The following is a 13,956-nucleotide window of genomic DNA, read 5'->3' as shown; positions in this document are numbered from 1 at the left end:
AAGGTGTCTTACAGGCTCAGCTCACGATTCGACGCTTTGATGAATTCCTTTTTCAAGTCTTCAAAGGTATGCACCGCTGGGAACTGCGGAAATTCGCGAATCACGTTCTCCGGCGCATGGAACAGAATCCCCGCGTCCGCTTCCCCCAGCATGGTGGTGTCGTTATAGGAATCACCGGCGGCCACCACCCGATAGTACAAACTCTTGAAGGCCAACACCGACTGGCGCTTCGGATCCTTCTGACGCAACTGATAGCTCACCACCCGATCAGTCTCGTCAGTGATCAGGCGATGGCACAGCAAGGTGGGAAAACCCAGCTGGCGCATCAGCGGCTGGGAAAATTCGTAGAAGGTGTCCGACAGGATCACCACCTGGAAGCGCTCACGCAACCAGTTGACGAATTCGATGGCGCCTTCCAGCGGCTTTAGCGTTGCGATCACTGCCTGGATATCGGAGAGCTTCAGCCCATGCTCATCAAGGATGCGCAGCCGCTGCTTCATTAGTACGTCGTAATCGGGAATGTCCCGCGTGGTAGCTCTCAGGGATTCGATACCGGTTTTTTCGGCAAATGCGATCCAGATTTCCGGGACCAACACACCCTCCAGGTCGAGACAGGCAATTTCCACAGACCACTCCTTCACTTCAAAATAAGGCGACTTCAATTAGACGACAGCAAAACAAGCGGCACTTTAACCACTCAATCGAGGCGGCGCCACCCGCCAAACCGGGAATTGGATCAGGGTTTTTGCTACTATCGCGCCCATACGAGCGCTAAGCGCCACACACAACAGGAAGCCGCCTGATGAGCCAACCCTTCGACGTCGCAGCCCTCGCCGCGACCTATGCGAAAAAATCCGCCCAGGATATTTTGAAACTGGCCTTCGAGCATTTCGGTGATGAGGTGTGGATCTCATTCAGCGGTGCTGAAGATATCGTGCTGGTGGACATGGCCTGGAAACTCAACAAAAACGTCAAGGTCTTCAGCCTCGACACTGGGCGCCTGCACCCGGAAACCTATCGCTTCATTGAGCAAACCCGCGAACACTACAAGATCGACATCGAATTGATGACGCCGGACCGGACGGCCCTGGAGCCGCTTGTCAGAGAAAAGGGTTTGTTCAGCTTCTATAAAGATGGCCATGGCGAGTGCTGTGGTATTCGCAAGATCGAGCCGTTGCGTCGCAAGCTGGCGGGCGTCAAGGCCTGGGCCACGGGACAACGCCGGGATCAAAGCCCAAGCACCCGTAGCGAAGTGGCAGTCATGGAAATCGACAGCGCGTTCTCGACGCCGGAGCGGACTTTGTACAAGTTCAACCCGTTGGCGCAAATGACCAGCGAAGAAGTTTGGAGCTACATCCGCATGCTGGAGCTGCCTTACAACACCTTGCATGAGCGCGGGTTTATCAGCATTGGCTGCGAGCCGTGCACCCGCCCGGTATTGCCCAACCAGCACGAGCGCGAAGGCCGCTGGTGGTGGGAAGAAGCCACACAGAAAGAGTGTGGGCTGCACTCAGGGAACTTGATTGCGAAGGCCTGAATAGGCGTTATTGCACAGAACCGGTAGGCGTGGCGAGGCGTCAATCTTGATACACCGCGCTGCCTGCTCCGTGAGCACGTTCGCTCCCACCGGATGTGTGGCTTGGCTAAATTTAAAATGCCATGCCGAAACTCGGTGGGAGTTCAGTGTGTTTTAACTCAATGCACCGGCAATTCGACGTCGGCAAACAGCTCTTCGAGCTCTTGTTTGTTATGGCAATGAATGGCTTTTGCCATGATGTCGCGGGTGAGGTGCGGTGCGAATTTCTCGATGAAATCACACATGAAACCGCGTAAGAACGTACCGCGTCGGAAGCCAATTTTGGTCACGCTGGCTTCGAATAATTCGCTGGCATCGAGCACCACCAGATCGCTGTCGAGCTTGGCGTCCACCGCCATTTTCGCCACGATGCCAACGCCAAGGCCTAAGCGCACGTAGGTCTTGATCACGTCGGCATCGGCCGCGGTAAACACCACTTTCGGCGTCAGGCCGCGATGACTGAACGCTTCGTCCAGTTTCGAGCGGCCGGTAAAGCCGAACACATACGTGACGATCGGGTATTCAGCCAGTACTTCCAGGGTGAGCTTGGACACTCGGGTCAGCGGGTGCCCCTGGGGAACCACCACGCACCGGTTCCAGCGGTAGCACGGCATCATCACCAAGTCGCCGAACAACTCCAGCGCTTCGGTGGCGATGGCGAAATCCACGGTGCCATCAGCGGCCATCTCAGCGATCTGCATCGGAGAACCCTGGTGCATGTGCAGCGCAACGTCGGGGTACTGCTTGATAAAATTGCTGATCACCGGCGGCAACGCATAACGCGCCTGGGTGTGGGTGGTCGCGATGGACAGTGTGCCTTTTTTCTCATTGGAAAATTCTTGAGCGATCTGTTTGATGCTCTCGACCTTGCGCAGGATTTCCCCTGCGGTGGTGATAATTCTTTCACCGGCTGGCGTCACGCGAGTCAGGTGTTTACCGCTACGAGCAAAGACCTCGACACCCAATTCGTCTTCGAGCAAACGGATCTGCTTGCTGATACCGGGCTGAGAGGTGTACAGACTCTGAGCCGTGGCTGAAACGTTGAGGTCGTGGTGCGCCACTTCCCAGATGTAGCGCAGTTGTTGAAGCTTCATATGTGTCCCTCAAAGCGGTAGACGCCACGGTCATCAGCGACGGTATATAACTATATTGAAGGTTCAAGGTAGAAAGCTAGAACTTTTTTATCATTTTTGAAAAGCAGATTAAAGTCGGTCTCGCTGTCAGCGCCCTCTGTGTTGCAGCATGGGAACCATGTAGACCGGAACCTCGGACAATTGCAGCACCTTTGCCGCTGTTCGACCCAGGGGCGTATCCCCTTCGGAGTCGTGACTGTGGCTGCCGACAATCAATAAATCCACTGCCAGTTTTTGCGCCTGATCAAGTATCACGTTCGACGGATCGCCCTGAATCACCTGCACCGTTCGGATCAACGACAAATCCTGGTGCCCCTCCCCCAACTCATCGCGAAAACCATCCAGAACACGTTGTTCGATACCCTCCATGACCGTATTCAAACCCTGGCTGTGAAACTCCTTTAATGCCGCCTCATCAAGATAGCTCTGCAATACCGACTCTGCGAACAGCCCCATGGGCTCGACGACATGAATGACATAAAGCTCGGCTTTGAACGTTCTAGCCAGCGCCAAGGCATGCTGCAACACGTACGGGGCATAAAGACCGAGGTCAGTGGCATAGAGCATGGAGCGAATCATATGACCTCCTCGACTGCCAATATGGCGGAGATGGACTCAGCTTAGCAGCGCGTTGGCGACTGCGACGGCTGGCACCTCACGGGAGATCACGGTTCAAGTTTTTACCTCATTACTGATCCCGTGGGGCACATGGCCGGTGGCAACGACATCCCGCGCTTTTTCGCAATGCCCCGGTTGATCGTCAAAGAAAACGTCGGCGGCAAATGCCTCAAGAAACGCCGATTTTTCCAGACCGCCAAGGAACAGCGATTCGTCCAGGCGAATATCCCATTCGCGCAAGGTACGAATCACACGCTCGTGGGCCGGCGCGGATCGAGCGGTCACCAATGCCGTTCGAATCGGGCAGGACGCTTCCGGAAATTCACGCTGTAACAGGTTCAACGCCGCCAGGAAAGGCTTGAACGGACCACCGCCTAACGGTTCGCGTGCCGACTCGCGCTCGCTGGCCTGAAACGCTTCCAGTCCGCCACTTTGGTAGACCCGCTCCGATTCATCCGAGAACAACACCGCGTCGCCGTCGAAGGCGATACGCAATTCGGCGCTTGCTGCGCGCCGTGCGCCGCCGGACAAAATGGTCGCCGCAGCGAAACCCGCATCCAGCGCACTGCGCACATCGTCGGCATGGGTCGAGAGAAACAGATGACAGCCGAACGCCGCTAAATAAGGATAAGGACTGCGTCCGCCAACGAACGCCGCACGGGTGATGTCGAGACCGTAGTGTTGAATCGAGTTGAACACCCTCAGGCCGGTGTCGGCACTGTTGCGCGACACCAGAATCACTTCAACGCGGGCCTTCTCCAACTGGGCATTCAAGCTCAACAGTTTTTCTACCAACAGGTACGCATCACCCGGCTCGAGAATTTCTTCCTCATGCTCGATCTGATATTTCCGATAGGCTTCAACGCCATCGGCCATGTACACCGCATGGCTTTCACCCAGATCGAACAGCGCTCGCGATGAAATCGCCAACACCAATTTATTGCTTAGCCCTGTAGTCATGTTGCCCCCCAGCTGATTCAGCTGTTATGCGTATCGATGAAGGCCAACGCCTGATACAGCGCACGAGTTTTTGGCATGTCGTGCCCGACACTCATCGCCGCGTGCAAAGGTTTTGCGTAAATGGCGGCCAGTTCCAGCGGTCGCTTTTCCCGATAATCGAGGTACATGCTCGGCTGATAATCCGGCATCGGTTCGGTCGCCGCAAACAGCTGCTCGGCATAACCTTGCGGCAGACTGTAGCCGCACGCGGCTGCGCCCTGGATCACTTCGCTCATCAATGCCCGAATCAATGCGCGACTGTCAGGGTCTTCCATCAGCGGTGTGGTACTGGTCCGCAGCAACACCGATAAGCCGTTGTAGGGAATATTCCAAACCAGCTTTTGCCAACGTGCCAGTTGTACGCTGGCGGTGGTCCGGGAGTCCAGGCCGGCCTTGCGGAACAGGTCAGCGCCCTCTTCGGCAATCAACTGCCCAGCCTCTGGGTCCACTGCCGAACCGCTGTGGTAACCCAGGGTGACAGCACCGAAGGCCAAATGGGTGACCACTCCCGGTGCAGTGCGGTGCACACCGACGAAGCATAATCCGCCCAGCAGGTGCAGAGCGTTCGGCAGCAATGGCCGCAGGCTGTCCTCTACGTCGAGCCCGTTTTGCATTAACAGCACTTTGGCACCGGGCGCTGCTGCTCGAACGATGACCGGCGCCAGATCAGCGTTGCCCGTGGTTTTGGCCCCCACCAACAACCAATCGCACAGCGGCATGTCGCTGACCGAGGAATACGCCTGCACCGGATTCAAGGTCAGGTCGCCAAGTTCGGCGTGCCGTATCAATAAGCCGTTTTCCGACACGGCGGCAAACTCGCTGCGCAGTAAAAAATGCACATCGAAACCCGCACGCGCTAGCATCACGCCATAAAATCCACCAATGGCGCCGGTGCCAATAATGCCGATCCTGGGTTTTTTCGTTTCAGTACTCATGCACACTCCCCGTCAGGGCAATTCTTCAGCATTGGATCTCAGGGCCTGCTTCACGCCTGCACCCAGCTCGCTTGCCGTAAGCCGCGAATGCAATGGGCCATGAAATTGGCCATCACGAACCACGAACATCGCTGGCAAATGAAAGACTTGATAACGCTGCGCCGCGCCGCCGTTATCGCCCGCGTCTATCCAGCATAAGCGATCTATAGGTAACTCAAAGCCCGGCAACTCACGCCGCGCCCAGCGGCAGCTGGCACACCCGGCCCCGGTGAAAATCACCAATGAAACACCCGGCTGTTCCAGCAATTGATGATCAATATCGAAATCTGTCAGTTCCAATGAATTCACACAGAAGGCCCTGAGGTTTGGCTGCACACTATCCAACTTCGCGGCACTGTTTGTAAATCCGACGTCATATCATCGGATTTTCGAAGCAACCCAAACCAAGCGTCAGGCCAAGACCCCGGAGGGAGGGAACGTGTTGACGAAGAAGCCGACGAGGTAACGCTGATACACCGCTGCGCCTGGACATCTTTCGCCAACAAGCTGGCCCTTGCAGAGCCGCGGATTAGCTTGCCAATACGGCATAAACCCGCGTTTGCCCATTGTCGAACAACCGGGTAACGCGCTAAGGTTCCTACCCCGTCGCGCTCAATCATGCTCGGCTCCGCCGCACGGGGATCGTTGGCGGCCAGCACCCGTGACCTGATGAGTAACACGATGGCTGATTTACCGATTGACGACCTCAACGTTTCCTCTAACGAGACCCTGATCACGCCTGATCAGCTCAAGCGCGAAATCCCGTTCACCGACGCTGCCCTGCACACGGTGACCAAAGGCCGCGAAGTTATCCGCAATATTCTCGATGGCAAGGACCACCGCCTGTTCATCGTGATCGGCCCGTGTTCGATCCACGACATCAAAGCGGCCCACGACTACGCCAATCGCCTCAAGGCGCTGGCCGCTGAAGTGTCCGACACGTTGTACCTGGTCATGCGTGTCTATTTCGAAAAGCCACGCACCACCGTCGGCTGGAAAGGCCTGATCAACGACCCGTATCTGGACGACTCGTTTAAGATCGAAGACGGCTTGCACATCGGTCGTCAGCTATTGCTGGATCTGGCTGAAATGGGCCTTCCAACCGCTACCGAAGCGCTTGACCCGATCTCTCCGCAATACTTGCAGGACCTGATCAGTTGGTCGGCCATCGGCGCGCGCACTACAGAATCGCAAACCCACCGTGAAATGGCTTCCGGATTATCGTCAGCGGTGGGCTTCAAAAATGGAACTGATGGCGGCCTGACGGTTGCTATCAACGCCTTGCAGTCCGTTTCCAGCCCCCATCGCTTCCTGGGCATCAACCAGGAAGGCGGCGTGTCCATCGTTACCACCAAAGGTAACGCCTACGGCCACGTGGTGTTGCGCGGCGGCAATGGCAAGCCGAACTATGACTCGGTCAGCGTCGCCTTGTGCGAGCAGGCCTTGAACAAGGCCGGCATTCGTCCCAACATCATGGTTGATGCCAGCCATGCCAACTCCAACAAGGACCCTGCACTGCAACCGTTGGTGATGGAGAACGTTGCCAATCAGATTCTCGAAGGCAACCAGTCGATTATCGGCCTGATGGTCGAAAGCCACATCAATTGGGGCGCTCAATCAATTCCCAAAGATTTGGCTGATCTGCAGTACGGCGTTTCGATCACCGACGCCTGCATCGACTGGGAAAGCACAGAGAAAACCCTTCGCAGCATGCACGCGAAACTCAAGGACGTATTACCTAAGCGTCAACGGGGCTAATCGTTTAAGCCGGCTGATGCGGCTTCTTAATACAGCCCTTTAATATCGCCACTTAATACATAAAGGAACGCCGAGCATATGCTCGGCGTTTTTCGTTACGACTATAACTGCTGCCTTGGAACTAGCGGCAATGAAGCTGTTCAGATTTTCGCCATGAGTCGCTGATTGCGTTCCATGTAGCGCTCGACGTAAGAGCAGGAAGGAATCACCGTGTAGCCCATGCTGTCTGCGTAGGCGAGCGCCTGCTCGGTCAATGCCGCAGCAATGCCTCGACCTCTGAGTTCGTTGGGCACAAAGGTCCGATAGATATCAAGCGTCTGCTTTCCCAAATCCATGTAGGTCAGATAGGCCCGGTAACCGTCCACAGTGGTCTCAAATTGATGACCGGTCTGGTCATGCTGGATGGACAACGCCTCGCTCATCACTATTCCTCGCGGGTCTTGAAATTAGACCTGTACCTTACCGATGTTTGTCCGGCGAAGGAACCTCTACGCCACCTATGCCGGTTTTGGACGCCGGACAAACCGGTTACGGGCCAACACAAGCACTCCCGAATAGTAGGCGTCATCGGCGTATTTACTCAAGCTGCGCGGAAGAAGGTCCGACAAAAAGTCGCGATCCACATTACATTTGTCATAAATACACTGGCTAATAGGGGGATTACTTTCAGGCGCTTTGCCGGACGCTGGGATTGAGACGCGCCAAGCATTCAGAAGTCACCTTCTGCCCAGGAAAAAAGCCGCGTAAAGGGACGTAAATTCATGGGTCTGTGTCAGCTGTGGAACAATCGCCGCGTAGCGTACTCAATAGACTGTGCATTAAATCGACTATCATTTTTAGTCGCCGGACACGGCGCGTTCGAGCCTGGTCCTGCTTTTGGCAAGGCGTAGTAAAGTTGGTGTGAGGCCGATGGATATTTTCATGCAGGGCTTGAGAAGTTTGATGCAACAGTTTCAAACCCTGAAGAATTTTATCTGCTTCTTGCGCTTCCTCAGTTTACTTACTACAAACAATGGGTAGTATGTACGCCGGTCATTTTCTCACCTTCGAGAGATGACCATTTTTAGAAAGTCCTTTAAGGGGAACACGATGAACAACGTTCTGAAATTCTCTGCTCTGGCTCTGGCTGCAGTTTTGGCCACCGGTTGCAGCAGCGTATCAAAAGAAACCGAAGCTCGTCTGACTGCTACTGAAGACGCAGCAGCTCGTTCGCAAGCCCGTGCCGATGAAGCCTACCGTAAGGCTGATGAAGCTTTGGCTGCTGCTCAAAAAGCTCAGCAAACTGCTGACGAAGCCAACGAGCGCGCTCTGCGTATGTTGGACAAGGCAAGCCGCAAGTAATAATCTTTCGAGATTATTAATGAGCCGACCGCGTTTTGGGTCGGCTTTTTTATGGCCGCTGCGTTATGTAAGCCAAGGGTATTACAGGCAATAAAAAACCCGTCCAGGCAACCTCGATTCTCATCAAGGTTACACAAACGGGCTCCCGCCGGATCGATCTACTGCACGTTGCTTTGAACACCCGAAACGACTGCGCTGCCCCCTGGCACTGCAATTTCAACCGGCATGCCATTTTCAGCAGCGGTCACGTCCCGTACTACATCCCAATTTATCTGCAGGTTGGGCGCCAGGTCCTCACGTTTGAGCAAGGCGTTGATCACCACGGTGTGCTTATCGGTGGCAGAAGGGTCGCCGTTTCCGTCCAATGGAGTATGCGCCTCCAGGTACACCTTGCCGCCGCTGATGCCGAACTTGTAAGGCTCGCTCATGATCCGCACGGTAGTTCCTATCGGCACAATGCCCGCCAGCTCCAGCACGTTGTTGTTGTACATGCGGAAGCAGCCGTGGCTGGTGCGCATGCCAATGCCGAATTTTTTGTTCGACCCGTGGATCAGGTAACCCGGCAAACCAAGACCGAATTTGAACGGACCCAGCGGATTATCCGGTCCTGCCGGTACTACGTTTGGCAGCGGATCATCGTCAGCCAAATGTTCGGCCTTGACCGAGGCTGGCGGTGTCCAGGTTGGATTGGGGGTTTTTGCGGTGATTTTGGTGATTGCAACCGGCGAGCCCCAGCCTTCACGACCGATGCCGATCGGGTAGGTATCCACTACGTTTTTACCCTTTGGGTAATAGTAGAGACGGTACTCGGCGATGTTGATGACAATCCCTTCCCGCGGGCCGGGGGGCAGCACGAAACGGGTGGGCAATACGATTTGTGTACCTGCGCCGGGCAACCATGGGTCAACCCCTGGGTTGGCCGCGATCATTTCTAGATAGCCCAGGTCGTACTGAGTTCCAAGGTCGGCAAAGGTATCTTCGTATTTAGCGGTGACGGTTTGCACCTGACCTACGACGTCTTCCCCTGGGGGCGGCAACGGGAATTCTAACGCAGCAACAGGACCCGCCGCACAAAGCGCAGCAAGGGAAAAACAGCGGGCGACGGCAGGAATGCGCGACAACATCCGGAAAATCCTTGGTCTATGCGATGAAAAAAGTAGCGCGATTGTACACCGCCGCCCCAATAATCGGGAGGTGCCTAACGATTTACTGGCTGAAACCGATTTATTGACTGAAACGTAACTCTGGCCAGATGGGCCGCGTGCCACGTTTTTGCGCCTCCAGGATCGCTCGGCACAAGGAACAAAGGCGCTCGTCCCGCAGCCTGACCCGATTTACGCCTAACCAGCGCGGCTGAGCAGGCAGCAGGGTGCCGCACAGCGTGCGGTCAATGGTGCCGCCTAACTCGAGTTGGCGCGCAACCAGATGCACCCGAACCTCCTGACACGCGAACAGGTCAAGCTGGTCGTCAGGTTCGATCAATTGATAAGCAAATAAAGACCAGGCGGGACGCGGCATCGGGGGCTCCAAATCGGGGCGACACCTTAGCCCAAAGCCCGCCGTTAGAACAGTGTCAAAGCAGTGGTTTCAGCGTTGGCCAGACATTGTCCAGCAACTTGCCCTGAGCGGCGACCGCAGGGTGCAAACCGTCCGCTTGCATCAATTCCGGGATACCGCCCACCCCCTCAAGAAAGAACGGCACCAGCGGCACTTTTTTCTCTTGGGCCAGATTGCCGTACACCGCCGCGAACGCCTCGGTATACCGCGGGCCGTAATTGGGCGGAATGCGCATGCCTAACAACAGGACCTTGGCCCCCGCCGCCCGAGAGGCGTCGATCATCGACGCAAGATTTTGTTGCAAATTAGCTGGCTGCTGCCCTCTGAGGCCATCGTTACCGCCCAATTCGAGGATGACCAACTGCGGTTTATGCTCTGCAAGCAGCGCTGGCAGCCGCGCTTGGCCACCGGCACTGGTGTCGCCACTAATCGAAGCATTGATCACTTTATCGGCAATACCCTCTTTCTGCAGACGCTGATCCAGCAACGATACCCACCCCAGGCGGGTATCCAGTCCGAAAGCTGCGCTGATACTATCGCCAACGATCAGTACCGTGCCCGCCGCCGCCCCTTGAGCAATTAGCAGTAAACCCAGGCCAGCACTTAAAAGCCACGCACGCATCGGATTCTCCATGAGCGAAAGTATTCTTAGTGCCTGGAACCTCAGCAAAGTGGTCCCCAGCACGGAAGGTGACCTGACTATCCTGCACGAACTGTCCCTGGAACTGAACAGGGGTGACAGTTTGGCAATCGTCGGCGCCTCCGGTTCCGGTAAATCTACCCTCCTCGGCTTGCTTGCCGGGCTCGACCTGCCGAGCGCCGGCACCGTGACCTTGGCGGGGCGCAATCTGGGCGAGCTGGATGAAGACCAGCGCGCACGGGTGCGTGCCGAACACGTGGGTTTCGTGTTCCAGTCTTTTCAGCTACTCGACAGCCTTAATGCGCTGGAAAACGTCATGTTGCCCATGGAACTAGAAGGCCGCAAAGACGCCCGTGCACAGGCCCGCCTATTGCTGGAGCGGGTCGGTCTGGGCCAACGCTTGACCCATTCGCCCCGTCAGCTGTCGGGCGGCGAGCAGCAGCGGGTTGCCATTGCCCGCGCCTTCGCTGCTGACCCCGACGTACTGTTTGCCGATGAACCCACCGGGAATCTCGACAGCCACACCGGTGAACGGATCAGCGATCTGTTGTTCGAACTGAACAAGGAGCGCCGCACGACGTTGGTATTGGTGACCCATGACGAACGTCTGGCCCATCGTTGCCGACGCCTGATCCGTCTTGAAGGTGGCCGATTGGTCGCCCCTCTGGAGCCTTGATGGCCCGTTTGCCGTTCCTTCGTCTGCTGAGCCTCGCTACCCGCCAACTCCTGCGTGATGCACGTGCCGGGGAGTTGCGGGTGTTGTTCTTTGCCTTGCTGGTGGCCGTGGCGGCAAGCACTGCCATCGGTTACTTCGGTGCCCGCCTGAACGGCGCCATGCTGCTACGTGCCACCGAATTCCTGGGCGCCGATTTGATTCTCGAAGGCACCAGCCCGGCACTCCCGGCGCAGGTGGACGCTGGCAGACCGCTGAAGCTGGACCACGCCCGGGTCATCGAGTTTTCCAGCGTGATCGCCACCGACGCGGGTATTCAGTTGGCCAGCGTCAAAGCAGTGGACGAGGGTTACCCGTTACGCGGTGAGCTGAAAAGTGCGGCGGCCCCCTATCAAACCGAAGAGGCCGGCGGCAGACCGCAACCGGGTGAAGCCTGGGCCGAGTCACGTTTGTTTGCCGCATTGAATCTGAAAGTCGGTGACACCATCGACGTTGGCTCAAAAACCCTGCGCCTGAGCCGGGTGCTGACTTACGAACCCGACCGCGCCGGGAATTTCTACAGCCTTACGCCCAGAGTCATGATCAACCTGACAGACCTGGCCGCTACCGGCGTGGTGCAGCCGGGTAGCCGGGTCAGCTACAAGGAGCTGTGGCGCGGCAGCCATGAGTCACTGGAGGCCTATCGTCAACAAATAACCCCAGGGCTTGCAGCCAATCAACGCCTGCAAGATGCCCGGGACGGCAACCGGCAGATCGGCGGTGCGCTGGGCAAGGCCGAGCGTTACTTGAACATGGCCAGCCTGGTGGCGGTGCTGTTGTCTGGCGTGGCGGTGGCGTTGTCTGCCACACGCTTTGCCGCTCGGCGTTTCGACGCCAGTGCGCTGCTGCGTTGCCTCGGTTTGTCGCGGGCAGAAGCGCTGCTGTTGTTCAGCCTGCAATTGGCAATACTCGGGATTTTGGCCAGCCTCAGTGGTGCGCTATTAGGCTGGCTTGCGCAATTGGGCCTGTTCGCACTGCTGCATGATTTGCTGCCGGCCGCGGTTCCGCCTGGAGGGTTACTGCCCGCTATCGCCGGTATCGGCACGGGCCTTGTGGCCCTTGCCGGTTTCGCCTTGCCACCGTTGGCTGCCTTGGGCCGCGTTCCGCCGTTGCGGGTATTGCGTCGGGACATGCTGCCGATTCCAGCCAGTTCCTGGCTGGTGTATGGCGCCGCGTTGTTCGCGTTGGGCCTGATCATGTGGCGCCTGAGCCTCGACCTTGTTCTGACCTTCGCCTTACTCGGCGGTGGCATTATCGCCGCAGTGGTATTGGGCGGTTTGCTACTCGTCGCGTTGCAAAGCCTGCGCCGGCTGCTGGCCAGTGCTTCGCTGCCATGGCGGCTGGGTTTGGGTCAACTGCTGCGCCACCCGCTGGCTGCTGCAGGGCAAACCCTGGCGTTCGGACTGATCCTGCTGTCCATGGCGCTGATTGCCTTACTCCGCGGTGAATTGCTCGACACCTGGCAAAACCAGCTGCCCAAAGACGCACCCAATTATTTTGTGCTGAACATCCTGCCGGGGGACAAAGACGGCTTCAGCGAGCGCATGGCCAGTCTCTCGACCCATGCTTCGCCGCTGTATCCGATCATACCGGGGCGCCTGATCAGCATTAACGACGAGCCAGTGCGCAACATCGTCAGCAAAGATTCCCGTGGCGAAAACGCGACTGAACGTGACCTCAGTTTGACGTGGGCCGCAGACATGCCCCAAGGCAACCGTCTGAGCGCCGGAACGTGGTGGAACGGCACTGTTGACCCCGCTGCTCCCGACACGCTTCCCGGTGTGTCGGTGGAATCAAAACTGGCTGAAAGCCTCAAGCTCAAGCTGGGCGACCACATGAGTTTCGTGGTAGGCGGCATTACCCGCCAGGCGCAGGTCACCAGCCTGCGCGACGTCAACTGGGACAACTTTCAGCCAAATTTCTTCATGATTTTCCAACCGGGCACTTTGAAGGACCTGCCCACCACTTACCTGACCAGTTTCTATCTGGCACCCGGTAACGACCAACAAATTGTTGACCTGTCCCGGGCGTTTCCGGCAGTCACCATCCTTCAGGTCGAAGCGTTGCTGGAGCAACTGCGCAGCATTCTCGCCCAAGTGACGATAGCCGTGGAATATGTGTTGTTATTCGTCCTTGCAGCGGGCCTTGCGGTGTTGTTCTCCGGCTTGCAAGCCACCCTGGATGAGCGTATCCGCCAAGGCGCCCTGCTCCGTGCGCTGGGTGCGGAACGGGCGTTATTGATCAAGGCGCGGCGCATCGAGTTCGGTTTACTCGGCGCAGCCAGCGGCGTGCTGGCCGCGCTGGGCTGTGAGCTGGTGAGTTTTGGGCTGTACCGCTATGCCTTCGACCTGCAGTGGCACCCGCATGTCTGGTTACTTTTATTGCCAGCCATTGGCGCGGCGCTGGTGGGCGGCGCAGGCGTGTTCGGCACCCGCCGGGCGCTGAATGTCAGCCCTTTGACCGTGCTGCGAGACGGCTGACGCAAGCGCGAGACCGTCGTTATCCGGGAGGGAATCCTGCCCCCCCCCGGACTACAACCAGCGCTGACCAGGCGCCGTCACCAGACGCCAATTCCTACGCGGGATTGATTGATGTTTTCAGCTGTTTGAATAAACTTTGATGAGTTGCAAACGGCAGGTACTTCCTGC

15 protein-coding genes are annotated in these 13,956 nt (G+C 57.1%); 5 read left to right on the top strand and 10 right to left on the bottom strand.

The annotated features are described in order from the left end of the window. Positions 1 to 8 precede the first annotated feature (8 nt). Positions 9 to 626 (bottom strand): bifunctional phosphoserine phosphatase/homoserine phosphotransferase ThrH, encoded by a 618-nt coding sequence (gene thrH, locus JWR17_RS22955; RefSeq protein WP_297840044.1) that lies wholly within the window; start codon positions 624 to 626, stop codon positions 9 to 11. A 176-nt stretch (positions 627 to 802) separates the two neighbouring features. Here thrH and JWR17_RS22950 point away from each other — a divergent pair, with 176 nt between their 5' ends. Beyond that, positions 803 to 1,537 carry a phosphoadenylyl-sulfate reductase gene (locus tag JWR17_RS22950; RefSeq protein WP_299835151.1) on the top strand — a complete coding sequence of 245 codons (735 nt, stop codon included), beginning with the start codon at positions 803 to 805 and terminating at the stop codon, positions 1,535 to 1,537. Positions 1,538 to 1,695: 158 nt separating this feature from the next. Here the strand turns inward: JWR17_RS22950 and cysB are convergent, their stop codons facing one another. The 5 genes from cysB to JWR17_RS22925 all read right to left on the bottom strand — a co-directional run bounded on the left by cysB (position 1,696) and on the right by JWR17_RS22925 (position 5,609). Then, positions 1,696 to 2,670: an HTH-type transcriptional regulator CysB gene (gene cysB / locus JWR17_RS22945; protein WP_299835149.1), complete on the bottom strand. Its 975-nt coding sequence runs from the start codon at positions 2,668 to 2,670 to the stop codon at positions 1,696 to 1,698. A gap of 126 nt (positions 2,671 to 2,796) precedes the next feature. Beyond that, positions 2,797 to 3,288, bottom strand: a complete 492-nt coding sequence (locus JWR17_RS22940) for a universal stress protein (protein WP_299835147.1) — start codon at positions 3,286 to 3,288, stop codon at positions 2,797 to 2,799. 93 nt (positions 3,289 to 3,381) lie between these two features. Beyond that, positions 3,382 to 4,287 (bottom strand): 5'-nucleotidase, encoded by a 906-nt coding sequence (locus JWR17_RS22935; protein ID WP_299835146.1) that lies wholly within the window; start codon positions 4,285 to 4,287, stop codon positions 3,382 to 3,384. 17 nt (positions 4,288 to 4,304) lie between these two features. After that, a complete protein-coding gene (locus JWR17_RS22930) occupies positions 4,305 to 5,261 on the bottom strand; it encodes a putative 2-dehydropantoate 2-reductase (RefSeq protein WP_299835144.1) in 957 nt (318 codons plus the stop codon). Between the two features lie 12 nt (positions 5,262 to 5,273). Beyond that, complete coding sequence (locus JWR17_RS22925) at positions 5,274 to 5,609, bottom strand: thioredoxin family protein (protein WP_299835142.1); 336 nt, start codon at positions 5,607 to 5,609, stop codon at positions 5,274 to 5,276. Positions 5,610 to 5,981: 372 nt separating this feature from the next. Between JWR17_RS22925 and JWR17_RS22920 the strand changes: the two genes are divergently transcribed. Next, a complete protein-coding gene (locus JWR17_RS22920; protein ID WP_299835342.1) occupies positions 5,982 to 7,058 on the top strand; it encodes a 3-deoxy-7-phosphoheptulonate synthase in 1,077 nt (358 codons plus the stop codon). 140 nt (positions 7,059 to 7,198) lie between these two features. Here JWR17_RS22920 and JWR17_RS22915 read toward each other — a convergent pair whose 3' ends face one another. Next, positions 7,199 to 7,480, bottom strand: a complete 282-nt coding sequence (locus tag JWR17_RS22915; protein WP_299835140.1) for a GNAT family N-acetyltransferase — start codon at positions 7,478 to 7,480, stop codon at positions 7,199 to 7,201. A gap of 667 nt (positions 7,481 to 8,147) precedes the next feature. Here JWR17_RS22915 and oprI point away from each other — a divergent pair. Then, positions 8,148 to 8,399 carry an outer membrane lipoprotei OprI gene (oprI, locus tag JWR17_RS22910; RefSeq protein ID WP_002553018.1) on the top strand — a complete coding sequence of 84 codons (252 nt, stop codon included), beginning with the start codon at positions 8,148 to 8,150 and terminating at the stop codon, positions 8,397 to 8,399. Positions 8,400 to 8,557: 158 nt separating this feature from the next. Here the strand turns inward: oprI and JWR17_RS22905 are convergent, their stop codons facing one another. From JWR17_RS22905 to JWR17_RS22895, 3 genes are all read right to left on the bottom strand, one after another. After that, the gene (locus tag JWR17_RS22905; protein ID WP_299835096.1) at positions 8,558 to 9,523 is read right to left on the bottom strand and encodes a L,D-transpeptidase family protein; all 966 of its coding nucleotides are present in this window, start codon (positions 9,521 to 9,523) and stop codon (positions 8,558 to 8,560) included. A 100-nt stretch (positions 9,524 to 9,623) separates the two neighbouring features. Further along, positions 9,624 to 9,917 (bottom strand): hypothetical protein, encoded by a 294-nt coding sequence (locus JWR17_RS22900; protein ID WP_297839358.1) that lies wholly within the window; start codon positions 9,915 to 9,917, stop codon positions 9,624 to 9,626. A gap of 55 nt (positions 9,918 to 9,972) precedes the next feature. Beyond that, entirely contained in the window at positions 9,973 to 10,578 is a 606-nt protein-coding gene (locus JWR17_RS22895; RefSeq protein ID WP_299835094.1) for an arylesterase, read from the bottom strand. A 10-nt stretch (positions 10,579 to 10,588) separates the two neighbouring features. Between JWR17_RS22895 and JWR17_RS22890 the strand changes: the two genes are divergently transcribed. Then, entirely contained in the window at positions 10,589 to 11,272 is a 684-nt protein-coding gene (locus tag JWR17_RS22890) for an ABC transporter ATP-binding protein (RefSeq protein ID WP_299835092.1), read from the top strand. Next, entirely contained in the window at positions 11,272 to 13,788 is a 2,517-nt protein-coding gene (locus JWR17_RS22885) for an ABC transporter permease (protein ID WP_299835090.1), read from the top strand. The genes JWR17_RS22890 and JWR17_RS22885 overlap by 1 nt, the downstream gene beginning before the upstream one ends. Positions 13,789 to 13,956 lie beyond the last annotated feature (168 nt).

It is taken from the genome of Pseudomonas sp., assembly GCF_028293835.1.
In the GTDB taxonomy this organism is placed as follows: Bacteria; Pseudomonadota; Gammaproteobacteria; order Pseudomonadales; family Pseudomonadaceae; genus Aquipseudomonas.
The sequence above is the reverse complement of the archived record's forward strand: the minus strand, read 5'-3'. Positions and strand labels throughout refer to the sequence as shown.